Source organism: Heliomarina sp., assembly GCF_052826185.1.
The window spans coordinates 947,036-964,097 of sequence record NZ_JBRBUI010000054.1; the positions used below are offsets into that span (position 1 = coordinate 947,036).

The 17,062-nt window shown below is 60.9% G+C and carries 14 protein-coding genes and 1 riboswitch; of the genes, 6 read left to right on the forward strand and 8 right to left on the reverse strand.

Annotated elements, in window-relative coordinates; all coding sequences use genetic code 11:
• The first annotated feature begins 141 nt into the window (after positions 1-141).
• A complete protein-coding gene (locus tag ACU0FH_RS22640) occupies positions 142-663 on the forward strand; it encodes a winged helix DNA-binding protein (protein WP_088632667.1) in 522 nt (173 codons plus the stop codon).
• Here ACU0FH_RS22640 and ACU0FH_RS22645 read toward each other — a convergent pair.
• The 3 genes from ACU0FH_RS22645 to ACU0FH_RS22655 all read right to left on the reverse strand — a co-directional run bounded on the left by ACU0FH_RS22645 (position 660) and on the right by ACU0FH_RS22655 (position 3,539).
• Positions 660-1,961 (reverse strand): TRAP transporter large permease, encoded by a 1,302-nt coding sequence (locus ACU0FH_RS22645; RefSeq protein WP_446196929.1) that lies wholly within the window; start codon positions 1,959-1,961, stop codon positions 660-662. The two genes, ACU0FH_RS22640 and ACU0FH_RS22645, sit on opposite strands and share 4 nt — an antisense overlap.
• A gap of 3 nt (positions 1,962-1,964) precedes the next feature.
• Entirely contained in the window at positions 1,965-2,489 is a 525-nt protein-coding gene (locus ACU0FH_RS22650; protein ID WP_446196930.1) for a TRAP transporter small permease, read from the reverse strand.
• Positions 2,490-2,573: 84 nt separating this feature from the next.
• The gene (locus ACU0FH_RS22655; protein WP_446196931.1) at positions 2,574-3,539 is read right to left on the reverse strand and encodes a TRAP transporter substrate-binding protein; all 966 of its coding nucleotides are present in this window, start codon (positions 3,537-3,539) and stop codon (positions 2,574-2,576) included.
• Positions 3,540-3,659: 120 nt separating this feature from the next.
• Between ACU0FH_RS22655 and ACU0FH_RS22660 the strand changes: the two genes are divergently transcribed.
• Entirely contained in the window at positions 3,660-7,256 is a 3,597-nt protein-coding gene (locus ACU0FH_RS22660; RefSeq protein ID WP_446196932.1) for a hydantoinase B/oxoprolinase family protein, read from the forward strand.
• A 41-nt stretch (positions 7,257-7,297) separates the two neighbouring features.
• Here ACU0FH_RS22660 and ACU0FH_RS22665 read toward each other — a convergent pair whose 3' ends face one another.
• Positions 7,298-8,155: an SDR family oxidoreductase gene (locus ACU0FH_RS22665; RefSeq protein WP_446196933.1), complete on the reverse strand. Its 858-nt coding sequence runs from the start codon at positions 8,153-8,155 to the stop codon at positions 7,298-7,300.
• 109 nt (positions 8,156-8,264) lie between these two features.
• Here ACU0FH_RS22665 and ACU0FH_RS22670 point away from each other — a divergent pair, with 109 nt between their 5' ends.
• On the forward strand, positions 8,265-8,654 hold the full coding sequence (locus ACU0FH_RS22670) for a winged helix-turn-helix transcriptional regulator (protein WP_446196934.1): 390 nt from the start codon (positions 8,265-8,267) through the stop codon (positions 8,652-8,654).
• Between the two features lie 73 nt (positions 8,655-8,727).
• Here ACU0FH_RS22670 and katG read toward each other — a convergent pair whose 3' ends face one another.
• The 4 genes from katG to ACU0FH_RS22690 all read right to left on the reverse strand — a co-directional run bounded on the left by katG (position 8,728) and on the right by ACU0FH_RS22690 (position 13,895).
• Complete coding sequence (gene katG, locus ACU0FH_RS22675; protein WP_446196935.1) at positions 8,728-10,917, reverse strand: catalase/peroxidase HPI; 2,190 nt, start codon at positions 10,915-10,917, stop codon at positions 8,728-8,730.
• Positions 10,918-11,249: 332 nt separating this feature from the next.
• Positions 11,250-12,464, reverse strand: coding sequence for a glycosyltransferase family 87 protein (locus ACU0FH_RS22680; RefSeq protein WP_446196936.1), 1,215 nt, complete (start codon positions 12,462-12,464; stop codon positions 11,250-11,252).
• Positions 12,461-12,877 carry a GtrA family protein gene (locus ACU0FH_RS22685; RefSeq protein ID WP_446196937.1) on the reverse strand — a complete coding sequence of 139 codons (417 nt, stop codon included), beginning with the start codon at positions 12,875-12,877 and terminating at the stop codon, positions 12,461-12,463. The genes ACU0FH_RS22680 and ACU0FH_RS22685 overlap by 4 nt, the downstream gene beginning before the upstream one ends.
• Complete coding sequence (locus ACU0FH_RS22690; RefSeq protein WP_446196938.1) at positions 12,867-13,895, reverse strand: glycosyltransferase family 2 protein; 1,029 nt, start codon at positions 13,893-13,895, stop codon at positions 12,867-12,869. Before ACU0FH_RS22690 ends, ACU0FH_RS22685 begins: the two co-directional genes overlap by 11 nt.
• Positions 13,896-14,593: 698 nt before the next feature.
• Here ACU0FH_RS22690 and ACU0FH_RS22695 point away from each other — a divergent pair.
• The 3 genes from ACU0FH_RS22695 to cobW all read left to right on the forward strand — a co-directional run bounded on the left by ACU0FH_RS22695 (position 14,594) and on the right by cobW (position 17,011).
• Complete coding sequence (locus tag ACU0FH_RS22695; protein ID WP_446196939.1) at positions 14,594-15,241, forward strand: nucleoside/nucleotide kinase family protein; 648 nt, start codon at positions 14,594-14,596, stop codon at positions 15,239-15,241.
• A 65-nt stretch (positions 15,242-15,306) separates the two neighbouring features.
• Positions 15,307-15,523, forward strand: a riboswitch (cobalamin riboswitch).
• A 79-nt stretch (positions 15,524-15,602) separates the two neighbouring features.
• Positions 15,603-15,977 (forward strand): DUF1636 family protein, encoded by a 375-nt coding sequence (locus ACU0FH_RS22700; RefSeq protein ID WP_446196940.1) that lies wholly within the window; start codon positions 15,603-15,605, stop codon positions 15,975-15,977.
• Positions 15,974-17,011: a cobalamin biosynthesis protein CobW gene (gene cobW, locus ACU0FH_RS22705; protein ID WP_446196941.1), complete on the forward strand. Its 1,038-nt coding sequence runs from the start codon at positions 15,974-15,976 to the stop codon at positions 17,009-17,011. The genes ACU0FH_RS22700 and cobW overlap by 4 nt, the downstream gene beginning before the upstream one ends.
• The last annotated feature ends 51 nt before the right edge of the window (positions 17,012-17,062 follow it).

Consider the following 17,062-nt stretch of genomic DNA (forward strand, 5'->3'; position numbering starts at 1 on the left):
TTGCCGATTCGCTGAACCGGGCAATCGCCTTGCAGAGGCGAAAATGCCCCATCAAAGCGCCTCAAAAAGGCTTTGGGCTTGGCGTGATCCTGCACATTTCGTATGCTTTACGCTGACAAAATACAAAGGTTACGCAGATACATGACAGAGCAGCCCAATCCCAAGCGCCGCATCGTTTCCTCGCGACACCTCGCCGAAGGGGAAAGCTGGGAAACCTCGGAAATCGAATATGGCATGATCATCGCCTATAACGCCTTTTCGCGCTGGATGACCAAGTGCATGTCAGCGGCGGGCAATACGGACCTGACGCCATTGGAAATTCTCGTGCTGCATAACACGAACCATCGCAGCCGTGAAAAACGTCTGGCCGATATCTGTTTCCTGCTGAACATCGAGGACACGCATACGGTCAACTACGCCCTGCGCAAGCTGATGAAGATGGAACTGCTAAGCTCGGAAAAGCGCGGCAAGGAAGTGTTCTATACGACATCGGACAAGGGCGCGGCGCTTTGCGAGGAATATCGCATCGTGCGCGAGCGCTGTTTTCTCGACGGGCTGTCCCGGCTTGATATGACCGGCGACGAAATGCGCGAAATCGCCGCCAGTCTTCGCACGCTTTCCGGCCAGTACGATCAGGCCAGCCGCGCCGCCGCCTCGCTCTAACTGCCCATCATGTTGGGCAGCACGGTCACGATCTGGGGAAAGATCGTGATCAGCAAGACGCCCAGCAAAAGCAGCAGAAAGAACGGAAAGGCCGCTTTTGCGATGCGCAGGATGTCGATGCCCGTCAGCCCCTGAATGACGAACAGGTTAAAGCCCACGGGCGGTGTGATCTGGCTCATCTCGACCACGATCACGAGGTAGATGCCGAACCAAAGCGGGTCGATCCCGACCGCGCTGACCATCGGCATGATGATCGAGGTCGTGAGCACGATCACCGAAATCCCGTCGAGAAAACAGCCCAGCACGATGAAGAAGATCGTCAGCGCGAAAAGCAGCATCGGCACTGAAAGGTCCATCGCGCCGATCCATGCGGCAAGGTTGCGGGGCAGGCCTGTAAAGCCCATCGCCACCGACAGGAACGCCGCGCCCAGCAGGATCAGCGCGATCATGCAAGAGGTCCGCACCGCCGACATCACGGCTTCGCCGAATAGCTTCCAGCTGAAGGAGCCGGACAGCCACGCCAGCAGTGCCGCCAGCACAACGCCAAGCGCCGCCGCGTCCGTGGGAGAGGCCAGCCCCGCATAGATCGACCCGATAACCCCGATGATCAGAAACGCCACCGGAATCAGCCGACGCGAGGCCGCGAATTTCTCGCGCAGCGAATACCGTTCCTCGATGGGCGGGATCAGCGAGGGATTCATCCAGGTGCGCACGGCCACGTAGCCTGCAAACAGCGTGATCAGCATCAGCCCCGGCAGGATACCGGCGATGAACAGGCGGGCGATGGATTGCTCGGTCGCGACGCCGTAGACGATGAGTATGATCGATGGCGGGATAAGCAGGCCCAGCGTCGCTGATCCGGCCAGGGTGCCAAGGATCAGGCTTTCGGGATAGCCGCGCTTTGTCAGCTCTGGCACCGACATGCGCCCGATGGTGGCGGCGGTGGCGGCGGATGATCCCGACACGGCGGCAAAGATCGCGCAGCCAAAGACGTTCACATGCAAAAGCCGCCCCGGCGCCCGGCTGAGCCATGGCACCAGACCGGTGAACATGTCGTCGCTCATCCGCGAGCGGAGCAATATCTCTCCCATCAGGATGAACAGGGGCAGGGCGGTCAGCGCCCAGCTATGGGAATGGCCCCAGAACGTGGTTGCGATGATGAGGCCCACCGGCGCGTTCGAAAAGAATACCAGCGCCACGACACCGACCAGTGTGAGCGCAAGGGCGACCCAGACGCCCATGGCGAGCAGGCCAATCAGCAGGGTAAGGAGGATAACGGCAATGATCGGATCAGACATCGCTTATACCTCGTCCGGGGTCGACAGAACGGGGCGACCGTTACGGACCAAATCGACCAGCGTGTGCAGGATCGCGATCAGCAACAGGATAATGCCGAACCCGGCGATGCTCTGCGGGATCCAGAGCGCCACGGGGATGATCCCGGTCGAGACGTCGCCGTAGTGTTTGCTTTCCAGCACAAGGCTGATCATGAACCAGCCGAGGAAGCCAACCAGCGCGGCTGCAATTATCAGCACCATCGCCTCCATCGCGACCTGGGCGTGCTGCGGCAGCCGGTCGGCCACAAGGTTGACGCGGATATGCCCGCCCGCGCGCAGGGTATGGGCCAGCGCGAGGAACGTCGCCGCGGCCAGCATGAAACCCGAGAAATCCGCGTAAGAGGGGATTGTCGAGGGAAGCTGGTCGAACCCCAGTCGTCCGGCCGCGTTCAGCAGGATCTGCGCGCTGACCAGCAGGCAGATGCACAACGTCAGCCCTCCGGCAATCGCGCCGCAAATGTCATATAACCGTTGAAGAATGCGCCCCATGTCGCCTGGCCCCTTTAAGTCTGACCGCGTTGGATATGAAAAGGCCGACAACACGGGATGCTGTCGGCCTGTACGATCAGAGCTTTAGTTCTGATAGGCGTCAAGGATGGCAAGCGCGCTATCCGAGGCGCTGCTCTTCCAGTTCTCGAGCATCTGGTCTCCGATGCCCTGCAACCCTTCGACCAGTTCGGCGCTTGGCTCGTAGACGGTGACACCGTTCTCGGCCAGTTCCTTGGTCTTGCTGTCGGCCTCCTCGGCGGACATTTCCCAGCCGCGGGTTTCAGCGGCGGCGGCGGCTTCCATCACGGCGGCCTTGGTTTCCTCGTCCAGACCGTCGAACATGCGCTGGTTCACCACGACGATGTTCTTTGGCACCCATGCGTTGATCGGGCTGTAATGCGACACGAAATCCCACGCGGTGGAATTCACGCCGGTGGAGGGCGAGGTGATCATCGCTTCGACCTGACCGGTGGCAAAGGCCTGCGGAATGTCCGAGGCTTCGACCTGTACCGGTGCGGCACCGGCGAGCGTCGCGAATTCTTCCAGCGCGGCGTTATAAGCGCGGAAACGCAGGCCGTTCAGATCGTCCACGGTGGCGATTTCGCCGTTGGTATAAAGACCCTGCGCCGGCCACGGCACCGAGAACAGCGGGATCAGGCCCTGTTCGGCCAGCAGCTCGGTGATGACGGGTTTCTGCGCGTCCCAGAGTTTCTTGGCATCATCATAGCTGGTGGCGACAAAGGGCTGGCTGTCGAGACCAAAGGCCAGATCCTCGTTCGACAGGGTCGAGAGGAAGAATTCGCCAATCGGCACCTGACGCGAGCGCACGGCGTTCTTGATCTCGGGGTGGGGAAACAGCGAACCCGCCGAATGGATGGTGATGTCGAGCCCGCCATCGGTGGCTTCGCGCACGTCATCCGCGAACTCCATGATGTTCTGGGTGTGGAAGGTCGCATCGCCATAGGGCGTGGGCATGTCCCAGCTTTCGGCATAGGCGGGTGCGGACAGGCTGACAGCGGTGGCAGCCGCGAAGAGCATCGCGTGTTTCATATGGGTCGTCTCCCGTGTTGATGTGCGGATCCTGTTTCGAATCCGCTTGCTTTCATAACGTTGACAAATTGTCAGCGTTATAACCATAAAGCAACAATATTTTGGATTCGGGGATCGACAATGAGCATCGCAAGCAAAGAAAAGTGGCAGTTCTGGGTGGATCGGGGTGGCACTTTTACCGATATCGTCGCCCGCAAGCCCGACGGTAGCCTGCAAACGCACAAGCTTTTGTCGGAAAATCCCGAAGCCTATGCGGACGCCGCCGTGCATGGAATAAAGTCCATGCTGGATCTGGATGCCAAGGCCGAGGTGCCTTCGGGTCGGATCTCCGCCGTCAAGATGGGCACCACCGTCGCCACCAATGCGCTTCTCGAACGCAAGGGTGAGCGCACGCTGTTGCTGATGACTCGAGGGCTGGGGGATCTGCTGCGAATCGGCTATCAGAACCGGCCGCGCCTGTTCGATCTCAACATCGAACTGCCCGAGCAACTCTATGAAAACGTGGTGGAAATCGAGGAACGTCTGGCCGCCGACGGTACGGTGGTGACACCGCTCAACCTCGACCATGCCCGCACCGCGCTGACCTCGGCGCATGAGCAGGGATTTCGCTCTGTCGCCATCGCGCTGATGCATGGCTATCGCTTTACCGACCACGAAAAGCAGCTGGGCGATCTGGCCCGCGAGATCGGATTCACGCAGGTCTCGCTCTCGCATGAGGCCAGCCCGCTGATCAAGCTCGTCGCGCGTGGCGATACGGCGGTGGTCGATGCCTATCTCTCGCCGATCCTGCGTCGTTACGTGGATCAGGTGGCCGATGCGCTGAACGCGGCCAAGGGCGGCTGTGACAGCCTGATGTTCATGCAATCCAATGGTGGGCTGACCGATGCGCGCCTGTTTCAGGGCAAGGACGCGATTCTCTCCGGTCCGGCGGGCGGGGTCGTCGGCATGGTGCGCAGCGCCGAGGAACACGGGTTCGACAAGCTGATCGGTTTCGACATGGGCGGCACCTCGACCGATGTCTGTCATTACGCGGGCAGCTACGAACGCTCGTTTGAGACCGAGGTCGCAGGCGTGCGGATGCGCGCGCCGATGATGTCGATCCACACGGTTGCGGCGGGGGGCGGTTCGATCCTGTCCTATCGCGACGGGCGGATGCAAGTCGGTCCCGAAAGCGCGGGCGCAAATCCCGGACCGGCCGCCTATCGGCGTGGCGGTCCACTGACCGTGACCGATTGCAACGTTGTTCTGGGCAAACTGCAACCCGATCAATTCCCCGCCGTTTTCGGCCCCGATGGCGATCAGCCGCTCGATGCCAAGGTCGTCCGCGAGAAATTCGCCGCACTCGCTGAGGAAATCGGCACCGGCATGTCGGTCGAGGAAATCGCCGAGGGCTTTCTTCGTATCGCGGTCGAAAACATGGCCAACGCGATCAAGAAAATCAGCGTTCAGCGCGGCTATGACGTTACCAAGTACACGATGAACTGCTTTGGCGGGGCCGGGGGCCAGCACGCCTGTCTCGTCGCTGACGCGCTGGGCATGGAGAGTATTTTCATTCACCCCTTCGCCGGGGTGCTTTCTGCCTTTGGTATGGGGCTGGCCGACATCCGCGCGATTCGCGAACACCAGCTGGCCCAACCGATCAGTGACACAGAAGCGGCGGATGAGGCGGTGAAGCGCCTGATTGAAGAAGCCAGCGCCGAAGTGGCCGGGCAGGGCGTTGACCACGCCGATATCACGACACGGCCCATCGCCCATATCCGCACCGGCGGCGCGCATCAGACACTTGAGGTCCCTTATGGCAGCCCGGATGAGATGACCGCCGCCTTTGAAGAGGCGCATCGACAGCGCTTTGGCTTTGTCCCGGACTATGCCGAACTGATCATCGACCTGCTGACGGCCGAGGCAGTTGGCACCACCGGGGAACAGGTCACGCTGCCCGATACCTCGCCTGCGGGGTCAGAGACGCAGACCGTCCGCATGTTCAGCCAGGGCGATTGGCGCAAAGTGCCGCTGGTCGACCGGGCCAGCCTTGCGCCGGGTGAAAAGCTCGACGGCCCTGCGATCCTGACCGAACCCACTGGCACCAATATCCTCGAGGACGGCTGGCAGGCCGAGTGCGTCTCGGGCGGCAATCTTGTGCTGCGCCGTGTCGTTCCGCTGGCCCGGCAAGAGGCCATCGGCACCTCGGTCGATCCGGTCATGCTCGAAGTGTTCAACAACCTCTTCATGTCGATTGCCGAGCAAATGGGCGCGACGCTCGCCAACACCGCCTATTCGGTGAACATCAAGGAGCGCTACGATTTCTCCTGTGCGATCTTTGACGCGGCGGGCGATCTGGTCGCGAATGCGCCGCATGTGCCGGTGCACCTTGGGTCTATGTCCGACAGCGTGCGCACGGCCCTGCGCGAAAACGCAGGCAAGATCCGTCCCGGCGACGTGTTCATGATGAACAACCCCTATAACGGCGGCACCCATCTGCCCGATGTGACTGTCATCACGCCGGTCTTTGACGAGGCGGGCGAAAACATCATCTATACCGTCGCTTCGCGCGGGCATCACGCCGATATCGGTGGCACCACCCCCGGTTCCGCGCCGCCCGACAGCCGCCATATCGACGAAGAGGGGGTGTTGATCGACAATTTCCACCTCGTCGATCAGGGAAATTTTCGGGAAAAGGAAACGCGCGAGCTGTTGGCCTCGGGCAAATACCCCTGCCGCAATATCGATCAGAACATGGCGGACCTTTCCGCGCAGATCGCCGCTAATGCGACCGGCGTGCAGGAGTTGACCAAGATCACAGGGCAGTTTGGGCTTGATGTGGTGCATGCCTACATGACCCACGTTCAGGACAATGCCGAGGAAAGCGTCCGCCGCGTGCTCGATGTGCTGAAGGACTGCGCGTTTACCTATCCGATGGACAGCGGGGCAGAGATCAAGGTCGCGATTTCGGTCGATAAATCCGCGCGCGAGGCGACCATCGATTTTACCGACACCTCGCCGCAGGACGAATTCAACTATAACGCGCCCAAGGCGATCTGCCATGCGGTGGTGCTCTACGTGTTCCGCACGCTGGTCGGCAGCAATATCCCGATGAACGAGGGCTGTCTCAAACCGCTGAAACTGGTGATCCCCGAGGGGTCGATGATCAACCCGACCTGTCCGGCGGCGGTGATCTCGGGCAATACCGAGGTCAGCCAGTCCATCGCAGATACGCTTTACGGGGCGCTGGGTGTGATCGCGGGCAGCCAGGGCACAATGAACAATTTCGTCTATGGTAACGCGACCTATCAGAACTACGAAACCATCTGCGGCGGCACCGGCGCGGGGGACGGTTTCAATGGCGCAAGCGCGGTGCATGCCCATATGACCAACACCCGCATGACCGATCCCGAAGTGCTGGAGACACGCTTTCCCGTGCGGCTCGACGCGTTTTCGATCCGCCGCGGCTCGGGCGGAAAGGGGCGCTATACCGGTGGTGACGGGATCATCCGCAAGCTGCGGTTTCTTGAGCCGATGACAGCGACCGTTCTGTCCTCGCACCGTATCACAGCGCCGCATGGCGTGGATGGGGGCGCGCCGGGGGCAATTGGCGAAAACAGCGTGATCCGGGCCGATGGCCGGGTCGAAGAGCTGAAAGGCAATGACGCGGTTGAAATGGCCGCCGGCGACGTTTTCGTTCTGAAATCCCCCGGCGGCGGCGGTTTCGGCAAAGCCTGAACCAACAGCGCCCCGGATATGCCGGGGCGCTGTCTTCGTCTTCAGGACACGAACGTCTTGAGCGTATCGCACATCGGTGTGGTTTGCCGCCCGATCAGCGTGGAGAGATCGCGGCTTTGCGTGGCAAGAGCGCCGTTTGCTGCCTTGGCATCGCTGTCAGCAAGGATAGCGGCGAAACCTTCGGGCAGACCGGCCTCGACCAGTGCCTTGGCATAGGCCGCTTCATCGAGGTTCACATAGGTGACCTCTTTGCCGGAAATCTCGCTCAGCACGGCGGCATATTCCGTCAGGTTGAAATCCGTGTCGCCGCCAAGCTCATAGGTTTTGCCCTCGTGCCCTTCACCGGCCAGCACGATTGCCGCCGCTTCGGCGAAATCCTTGCGCGAGGCCGTTGCAAACCGTCCATTGCCCGCCGCGCCGAAATGCTGGCCCATGCCGACCGATTGCGGCGCCGTGCCCGCGATATTCTCGGAGTACCAGCCGTTGCGCAGCAGGGTGTGGGGGATGCCGCTATCGCGCAGCGCGGCTTCGGTCACAAGATGTTCTTCCGCCAGTGCCATGCCGCCGGTTTCAGCGTTGAGGATCGAGGTATAGGCGATGAAGCCGACCCCGGCCGCCTTGGCCGCGCTCAGCACGTTTTCATGCTGGGTGGCGCGTTTACCGACCTCTGACGAAGAAATCAGCAAAAGCCGGTCTACCCCGTCGAACGCCGCTTTCAGGCTGTCCACATCTTCGTAATCGCCTTTGCGCGTGGCGATGCCCTTGTCCGCATAAGCTTTTGCCGCATCCTCGGATCGGACCAGCGCGATGATGTCCCCGGCGGGTACAAGCGTGCTCAGATGATCCACTACAAGCTGTCCAAGCTGTCCGGAGGCCCCGGTCACGAGATAGGTTGTCATTTTCTTTCCTTTCTAGTCTCGAATCGAATATAGGTCTCATTTAGAGACCTTCATTCCTTTGCGGAAGGAGGCAGTTTTTCGGAACAAGGTAACAAAAAGGGAACCGCCTATGCAGCGTCTCAGCGATGGCAAACTGGACCAGTGGAAAGCCGAGGGGTTCAACCCGGCCAATTGCCCGGTGCGGCAGGTGCTTGATCATGTGTCGGCCAAATGGCCGGTTCTGGTCCTGATGGAGCTTGAGACAGGGCCGCGTCGGTTCAACGAACTTTTGCGCGCTTTACCTGATATTTCCAAGCGGATGCTTACCCAGTCCCTGCGCGATCTTGAGCGCGACGGCATCGTTCGGCGACAGGTGTTCGACACCAAACCGCCGAGCGTCAGTTACAGCCTGACCGAGCTGGGCGAAGGCTTTCTGCCGCATCTGCTGGCGCTGGTCGACTGGGCCGAGGGCAGCATGCAGAACATCCTGACCGCGCGTAAGGAATTCGACCTGCGCTGAGAGAGCTCGACACGCTAAACGAAAAACGGCGCCCCAAACCGGGGCGCCGTTCTTTTCCTGATCAAGCTGTGGCTTATGCCAGATCGAAACGATCCAGCTCCATCACCTTGACCCATGCCTCGACAAAGTTCCTGACGAACTTTTCCTTGTTGTCGTCTTGGGCATAGGCTTCGGCCAGCGCGCGCAGCTGCGAGTTCGAACCAAAAGCCAGATCGACGCGCGAGGCGGTCCACTTGACCTCTTCAGTCGCCCGATCGCGGCCTTCAAAGTCCTGCTTGGAGCCTTCAACCGCTTTCCACGCGGTCCCCATGTCGAGCAGGTTGACGAAGAAATCGTTGCTCAACGTGCCCGGCTTGTCGGTGAAGACGCCGTTCTTGGACCCGTCGTAATTCGCGCCCAGCACACGCAGGCCACCAACCAGAACGGTCATTTCCGGCGCGGTCAGGGTCAGCAGCTGCGCCCGGTCCACCAGCAGTTTCTCGGTCGGGATATCCGCGTCGCCATTGACATAGTTGCGGAACCCGTCTGCCTGCGGCTCGAGAACGGCAAAGTTGTCGGCATCGGTCTGCTCGGCCGTTGCATCGGTCCGACCCGGCGAGAAGGGCACGCTGATGTCATAGCCACCGGCTTTGGCCGCCTGTTCAACTGCGGCGGAACCGCCCAGCACGATCAGGTCGGCCATCGACACTTTCTTGCTGCCTGCACCCGCGTTGAACTCTGACTGGATGCCTTCATAGACCGACAGCACCTTGGCCAGCTTTTCCGGCTCGTTCACCTGCCAGTTCTTCTGTGGCTCAAGACGGATGCGCGCACCATTGGCGCCGCCACGCTTGTCCGATCCACGGAAGGTCACGGCCGAGGCCCATGCGGTCGACACCAGCTCAGCCGTGCTGAGCCCGGACTCGAGGATCTTGGACTTGAGCGTCGCCACGTCCTGATCGTCGATCATGTCGTAATCGGCTTCGGGGATCGGGTCCTGCCAGATCAGATCCTCATCCGGAACCAGCGCGCCTAGCAGACGCGAACGTGGACCCATGTCGCGGTGGGTCAGCTTGTACCACGCGCGGGCAAAGGCATCGGCAAACTCTTCCGGGTTTTCGTAGAACCGGCGCGAGATCGGCTCGTAAATCGGGTCCATGCGCAGCGACAGGTCAGTAGTCAGCATGTTTGGCACGCGACGTTTGCCTTCCTCATGCGGATCTTCGACCGTTTCGACGTTGGATTCATCCTTGGGCTTCCACTGGAAAGCACCGGCCGGGCTCTTGGTCAGTTCCCATTCGTATTCGAACAGGTTCTTGAAAAAACCGTTACCCCATTGCGTGGGCGTGGTGGTCCAGATCACTTCGAGACCCGAGGTGAAGGTGTCCTTGCCGTTGCCAGCGGTCCAGCCAAAGCCCTGCTCGGCGATATCCGCGCCTTCCGGCTCGGCACCGACGGCTTCGGGGTCGCCCATGCCGTGGGTCTTGCCAAAGGTGTGACCGCCCGCGATCAGCGCCACGGTTTCCTCGTCGTTCATTGCCATACGGCCGAATGTCTCGCGGATGTCGATGGCGGCGGCCAGCGGATCGGGCTTGCCTTCGGGACCTTCGGGATTGACGTAGATCAGGCCCATCGTGGTCGCCCCCAGCGGGTTTTCCAGCTCGCGTTCGCCGGAATAGCGCTTGTCGGTGCCCATCCACTCTTCTTCAGTGCCCCAATAGATGTCTTGCTCGGGCTCCCAGATGTCTTCGCGGCCACCGGCGAAACCGAATGTCTTGAAGCCCATCGATTCCAGTGCGCAGTTGCCCGCAAGGATCATCAGATCGGCCCAGGACAGCGCGTTGCCGTATTTCTGCTTGATCGGCCACAGCAGGCGGCGCGCCTTGTCGAGGTTGGCGTTATCCGGCCAGCTGTTCAGCGGTGCGAAACGCTGTGAACCCGACGACGAACCGCCGCGCCCGTCGCCTTCACGGTACGTCCCGGCACTGTGCCATGCCATGCGGATAAAGAAGGGGCCGTAATGTCCCCAGTCCGCCGGCCACCACGGCTGCGAATCCGTCATCAGCGCGTAAAGGTCCTGACGTACCGCTTCGAGGTCGAGTTCCTTGAACGCCTTGGCATAGTTGAAATCTTCGTCCATCGGATCGGACAGCGGCGTATTCTGGTGCAGAATCCCGAGGTTCAGCTGGTTGGGCCACCAGTCACGATTGGTCCGTCCGCCGGTTTGCAGGCTGCCGTGGATTACCGGGCATTTACCTGCGCTGGCCTTGTCATTTCCGTCCATTTTTCTCTCCGATACTCGCTGGATATATGTCTGACTGTATGAGGTTTGCGGAAGCATTCGGGCGCCGGGCCTGCTTGCGTGCAAACGGGCCTTTTGCCATGCGACCGGCTCTCGATATGAGATTTAAAGGGTCGTCACGCAGCACCACGGGACAACGGCCAACCGCATGTTGGTCGCTGCGCGTGACACTGGTGTGACCCGCTGCCGATTTGGCATTGAACACTCCCCCCTCCATACGAGTCAGCGTAAGGGAAAGGGGTCATTAGTTTAAGTTGTATTTTTAAATTGTAGTCATAGGATTTGATTATGGATTGGGTGGCGGTCTTTACCGTTTACCCCTGCGAAGCCAGTGTTTCCGGGCGTGCGACCTGCTCGGTCATTTCTGTGTCGCGTGTCGTAATGCGCCACAGGCAGACACCAACTGCCGTCAGGATCAGACCCGACAGGGCAGGCGGCGTGCCATAGCCCAGCGATTCGATCTGGCTTGCGACCAGCCCGTAACCGCCGATGATCCAGAACCCGACCATGAGAAAGACCTTTTCGGCCCGGGTGGCCCGTGCCGCGATGCCTTCGCTCAGCATGGCGGCCGCAATCCCGAGCATCGCGAGGTCATAGTCGTAGTTATAGGGGCTGATCAGGCAGGACAGGAAGATACCCGCCGCCATGAACACCCGGCCCGAAACGCCGGTCCGCGCGGTCAATGCCATCGACAGCAGCGCCACCAAGGCGCTAAGCGCGACGGCCCCATGAAGGGCCAGCGCGAGTTTCGGACCCGCCCCAAGCGAGGCCGCGAGCGCATAGACCGAGCTCATCCGGTAAAGAATGAACCCGCCGTCCTGCAGGGTCTTCCCGGTGCCGCGTATGCCGTCCAGCGCAGCAGGCCAGACCCCGGTGCCAAAGGCGAGCGTTGCCAGCCCGCAGGCGGCGCCGACAGTACACAGCGATATCGCAACCACCGACCAGCGCCGGTCGAGCAGCGCCCAGAGACCGACCCCAAGTGCCAGATGCGGCTTGATCGCCATCAGGCCCAGCGGCACCCCGGCCCAGCGGGATTTGCGCAGCGCCAAAAGAGCGGTCAGCCCGAAAAGCGTCCCGATCAGGAAACTGTTCTGCCCGGCGCGCAGGATCAACGCAATCAGCGGCAGGAACGCCACCAGAACCGCGTGCCAGTTCTCTCCGGCGATCTTGCGCAGCACCAGCAGATAGGCGGTCAGGGTGCCGCCCATGAACAGGATATAGCCAAGCCAGTCCGGCACCAGTGACAGCGGCGCGACGACCAGATCGAAGGGGGGCGGATAGCTCCAGATCAATAGCGTTCCGTCATAGCCGGGCATGCCGGGCTGACGTGCAAGAAACACCTGCGGGTCATAGGCCGCGTACAGGTTACCTTCGCGGATCATCGTGCTGACAAGGTAGAACACGTCGAAATCGCTGATCTTTTCCTTGCCAAGCGCGACCGGGGCAACAAGCTCAAGCGCCATGTAGCCGATCATCGCCGCGAGCAGGGCACAGATCATCAGGATGGTCACAGGTTTCAGACGGATCATGAATGGGCCTCGAAAGGGGGCGCGAAGGCCCAGAGCCGGGCGCCCAAGTATGACATCAACGGAACAATCCCTGCCACGCCCAGCATCGCCATGGCAAGGCTTGCGCCCAGAGCTGTCGCAACGGCAGTTATCAGGCTGCTCGTACCAAGCGAAAGCAGCGAAAGGGCGATGAACCGCGCAAGATACGGGAGACCGGGCCCGCTGCGCCGAAAGCTGAAGCGCAGGTGGCCCACAAAGGACAGCGTGACGGCAGCGGCAAACCCGGCAAGGTTGCACAGCCCGGCGGGCAGCTCGAACACCGCGTCAACGACAAGGGCGACCAGCACATGTACCAGCGTCGCCGAAATGCCGACCATGCCAAAACGCAGCATCTCGCCGCCAAGTGCCAGGACCTTCGATCTGTCAGATGCCATGCGGCCTCGCACCGGCGGGGCGGGTGGCCTCTGCGGGATGGGACGACCGGACGATGTAAAGCGGCCTTTCGCGGACCTCCGTCAGGATGCGCCCCACATATTCACCAAGGATACCGATGGCGAAAAGCTGAACGCCGCCGAACATCAGGATCAGCACGAGTGTCGAGGCATAACCCGGCACATCGACGCCAAAAACCAACGTGCGCAGGAAAATCCATGCCGCATAAATGAACGACGCGAAGGCGAGCGCGCTTCCGACATAGGTCCAGACGCGCAAGGGCTTGGTGCTTGACGCGAAGATTCCGTCCAGCGCCATATTCCACAGCTTCCAGTACCCCATGCTTGTCTTGCCGGCGCGGCGGCAATTGCGCTGGTAGGTGACCTCGTCGCTGTCGAAACCGACCCAGGCAAAGAGCGCCTTGTTGAGCCTGACCTTTTCGCCCAGCGAGCGGATGATATCGACGACCTGCCGGTCGAGCAGGCGGAAATCGCCCACGTCCGAGGGCATGGGCTGGTCCGACAGCGCGTTGAAGACGCGGTAAAACCCGCGCGCCGTGACCCGTTTCAGCCAACTGTCCGAGGACCGGTCGCGGCGCTTTGCGTTCACGATCTGCGCGCCCAGCTCCCATTTCTCGATCATCTCGGGAATGATCGACACATCGTCCTGAAGATCCACGTCCACCGGAATGACCGCGTCGCCGCGCGCATGGTCCATCCCCGCGCAAAGCGCCGCTTCCTTGCCAAAGTTGCGCGACAGGTTGATCAGGCGGATCCGATCGTCCTTTTGCATGTAGGATCGCAGCACGAATTCGGTGCCATCGCGGCTGCCGTCATTTACGAACAGGATTTCGGTGTCAAAGCGCGCGTCCAGCACGGCGAGTGCCGCTCGGGCCGCGTCAAGAAACGGGCCGATTGCGTGTTGTTCGTTATAGACCGGAACGATGAGGGTCAGCAGCCGCTCCTGCGGTCGGGCAGGTGGTCTGCCACGCTCTCGCTCTTCGACGTAAGTCGATTTCATGTTGCGGTTCCTCATGCGCAGTAATCGCTGCACGGTTCGGCGCCTCTGATGCCGGATAAAACGGGCGTAATTATGACGGGGCGAGCGAAAGGAAATCCGGTTGGCAATTTACGGTCGTAAAAGAAACCAGACCAGGCCCTCCGCGAAGGGAAAACTCCAGACGGAATCGGCAGCGATGTAGCTAAAAGAATGAGAGGCGTTTGACGCTTCTGCGCGTCAGGTTGTTGAATTATAATAAATTAAAAAAGTTGAACCGTGTGATATAAAGATTAACATAAGATGAATGATTAAGATCGCTAAAAAAGCAAACGAATTCTGGATCGTAACTCTGGTCCGGAGATGGGATAGAAAAGAAACTCGCAACTCTGGATAAGCGCCGCGTGGTGTTTCACTTTGGCGTTGAGTAAGTCTCAGAACGTTAAATGGCTTTTGTCTGACACATCCATTTGCGAGTTCGAAGCGAACGAAAGCCGTGTTTGACGCGAACAGCTCTACGGACAGAGTTCACAGGTCAAGCCAATGTAACGGTACGATAAGACGACAGCCCGGGGAGGGGCGATGAATCTTGACCGTACGAGGCTGCAAAGAAAATCCTGTTTTACGTTCACATCAGTCTGCGATGTGGGCACTGCCACGACCGCTCATCACACCGGAAATTCCGAAATTCACGCCCTCCGATTTCAGAGAGGAGAAAAAGCATGCCTGATCGCATTGCGAAGGTTGCGAACCGTCTCAAGGTGATGCCAACCCGCAGTCCGCGCGCCTTGATCGCCGTTGCAGGGCCTCCCGCGTCTGGTAAATCCACCTTTGCCGCGCAACTTGTCGCCCATCTCAACCAGTCCACGCATTCTGCGGTTCTGGTGCCGATGGACGGGTTCCACCTGGATAATTCCGTCCTTGCCCGGCGCGGCCTGCTGGCGCGCAAGGGCGCGCCGGAAACCTTCGACGTTGATGGGCTGGTCAGCGCCATGTGGCGGCTGGCGACCGAACAGCATCTTTATCTGCCCTGTTTCGACCGAGGACAGGACAGGTCCGTCGCCGGGCGGATCGAAGTCAACTCTCAGCACACGCTGGCGGTGATCGAAGGCAATTACCTGCTCTGCCGCGATGCGCCGTGGAACCACCTGCGCCCGCTCTGGTCCATGTCGGTTTTCCTGAATGAACCGAACCACGTGCTCTTCGACCGTCTCGTCCAGCGTTGGCTCGACAACAAACACGACCTGCGCGAGGCTCAGGCGCGCGCGCAGAACAACGATATGGCCAATGTCGCTTTTGTGCGCCGCTCGCTCGACCCGTCTGTCGATCTCGTCTTTGGCAGCGAGGTCGAAATCCAGCAGGGCGCCTGATCCCGGCACCTTACCACGGGGCCGGTACGTCTCTTGACAATCGCTTGACATCACCTGATCCGGCTGCGCAGATGTTGCGCGTTGGTGCCCGGGGTCTGCCCGGGTGAAAAGGGAATGCGACAGGGGCACGACACCGCGCCCCAAGCGCAGCCGCCCCCGCGACCGTGACCAGAGAGGTTGCCCGCTTGCCACTGATCTCCCAAGGTCGGGAAGGCAGGGAAACCGCCAGGGCCCGCCCTGACATCTGCAAGCCGGGAGACCTGCCAGCACAAGTTGACGTGAACCGGGCGGGGTGCCCCGGAGGCGGGTCCGCACGAGGATTCTGGCTCTTTCCCCGCTGAATAAGAATTGGACCCGGCCCGTGCCCGAACCCGACAAGACCGAAGTGCTGGTCTGCACCAAGTGCCGCATGACAGACGATCCGGTGGAAGGCATCCGCCCGGGTGCCGCTCTGTTCAGCGCGCTCGACGCGATGGACTGGCCCGACGGTGTGTCCTTTCGCCCCGTCGAATGCCTGTCGAACTGCACCCGTGGGTGTTCGATCGTGCTGCGCGGCGGCGCCGAGAGGTGGAGCTATGTCTATGGCAACCTGACCCCGGACATGGCCGACACCGTGCTTGATGGCGTCACCCGCTATCAGGCCACTGCCGACGGTCTTGTACCGTGGCGCGAAAGACCTGAACACTTTCGCAAGAATTGTATCGCTAGAATACCCCCATTGGAGTTCCCCGAATGAACGACCTCGCCAAACTGCCGGTTACCGTGATCACCGGTTTCCTCGGCTCCGGCAAGACCACCCTGATCCGCCACCTGATGCAGAACCCGCAGGGCAAGCGTCTGGCCGTGATCGTCAATGAATTCGGCGATGTGGGTGTCGACGGTGAAATCCTGAAATCCTGCGCCATTCCCGACTGCCCCGAGGAAAACATCCTCGAACTCGCCAATGGCTGTATCTGCTGCACCGTGGCCGATGATTTCATTCCTACGATCGAGGCGCTGATGGCGCTTGACCCGCGCCCCGATCACATCCTGATCGAAACCTCCGGTCTCGCCCTGCCAAAACCGCTGCTCAAGGCGTTCGACTGGCCCGATATCCGCTCGCGCATCACCGTCGACGGCGTGATCGCGCTCGCCGATGCCGAGGCGGTCGCGTCGGGTCGTTTCGCGCCGGATGTGGCCCGTGTCGATGCCCAGCGTCTGGCCGATGACAGTCTTGACCATGAAACTCCGCTCTCAGAGGTGTTCGAGGATCAGATCTCCTGCGCCGATATCATCCTCCTGACGAAACCCGATCTTGCCGGCCCCGACGGTCTTGCGAAGGCGCGTGAAGTAATTGCCGCCGAGGCACCGCGCCCGCTCCCGGTGGTCGACGTGGCCGAAGGTGCGGTCGATCCGCGCGTGATCCTCGGTCTCGAAGCCGCCGCCGAAGATGACATGGACGCGCGCCCCAGCCATCATGACGGGGCTGACGATCACGAACATGATGACTTCGACAGTATCGTCGTCGATATCCCCGAGGTGACGGACCCCGCCGATCTGGTCGCGCGCATCGAAACACTGGCGAAATCGCAGAATATCCTGCGGGTCAAAGGCTATGCCGCCGTCGCGGGCAAACCCATGCGCCTTCTGGTGCAGGCGGTTGGTGCGCGGGTCCGCCACCAGTTCGACCGTCCGTGGAAACCGGGCGAGGCCAAGCAGGGCCGTCTTGTCGTCATTGCCGAACATGACGATATCGACGCAACCGCCATCCGCTCGGTGCTGGTGGGCTAGGGCGATGGGATATGCCCGCCATATCCTGACCCGGCTGAAAGGGCGCTGACC

Excerpts from the sequence above, each read along its gene's own strand:
- ACU0FH_RS22640 (WP_088632667.1), top strand. The coding sequence starts at position 142 with ATGACAGAGCAGCCCAATCCCAAGCGCCGCATCGTTTCCTCGCGACAC.
- ACU0FH_RS22645 (WP_446196929.1), bottom strand. The coding sequence starts at position 1,961 with ATGTCTGATCCGATCATTGCCGTTATCCTCCTTACCCTGCTGATTGGC.
- ACU0FH_RS22650 (WP_446196930.1), bottom strand. The coding sequence starts at position 2,489 with ATGGGGCGCATTCTTCAACGGTTATATGACATTTGCGGCGCGATTGCC.
- ACU0FH_RS22655 (WP_446196931.1), bottom strand. The coding sequence starts at position 3,539 with ATGAAACACGCGATGCTCTTCGCGGCTGCCACCGCTGTCAGCCTGTCC.
- ACU0FH_RS22660 (WP_446196932.1), top strand. The coding sequence starts at position 3,660 with ATGAGCATCGCAAGCAAAGAAAAGTGGCAGTTCTGGGTGGATCGGGGT.
- ACU0FH_RS22665 (WP_446196933.1), bottom strand. The coding sequence starts at position 8,155 with ATGACAACCTATCTCGTGACCGGGGCCTCCGGACAGCTTGGACAGCTT.
- ACU0FH_RS22670 (WP_446196934.1), top strand. The coding sequence starts at position 8,265 with ATGCAGCGTCTCAGCGATGGCAAACTGGACCAGTGGAAAGCCGAGGGG.
- katG (WP_446196935.1), bottom strand. The coding sequence starts at position 10,917 with ATGGACGGAAATGACAAGGCCAGCGCAGGTAAATGCCCGGTAATCCAC.
- ACU0FH_RS22680 (WP_446196936.1), bottom strand. The coding sequence starts at position 12,464 with ATGATCCGTCTGAAACCTGTGACCATCCTGATGATCTGTGCCCTGCTC.
- ACU0FH_RS22685 (WP_446196937.1), bottom strand. The coding sequence starts at position 12,877 with ATGGCATCTGACAGATCGAAGGTCCTGGCACTTGGCGGCGAGATGCTG.
- ACU0FH_RS22690 (WP_446196938.1), bottom strand. The coding sequence starts at position 13,895 with ATGAAATCGACTTACGTCGAAGAGCGAGAGCGTGGCAGACCACCTGCC.
- ACU0FH_RS22695 (WP_446196939.1), top strand. The coding sequence starts at position 14,594 with ATGCCTGATCGCATTGCGAAGGTTGCGAACCGTCTCAAGGTGATGCCA.
- cobW (WP_446196941.1), top strand. The coding sequence starts at position 15,974 with ATGAACGACCTCGCCAAACTGCCGGTTACCGTGATCACCGGTTTCCTC.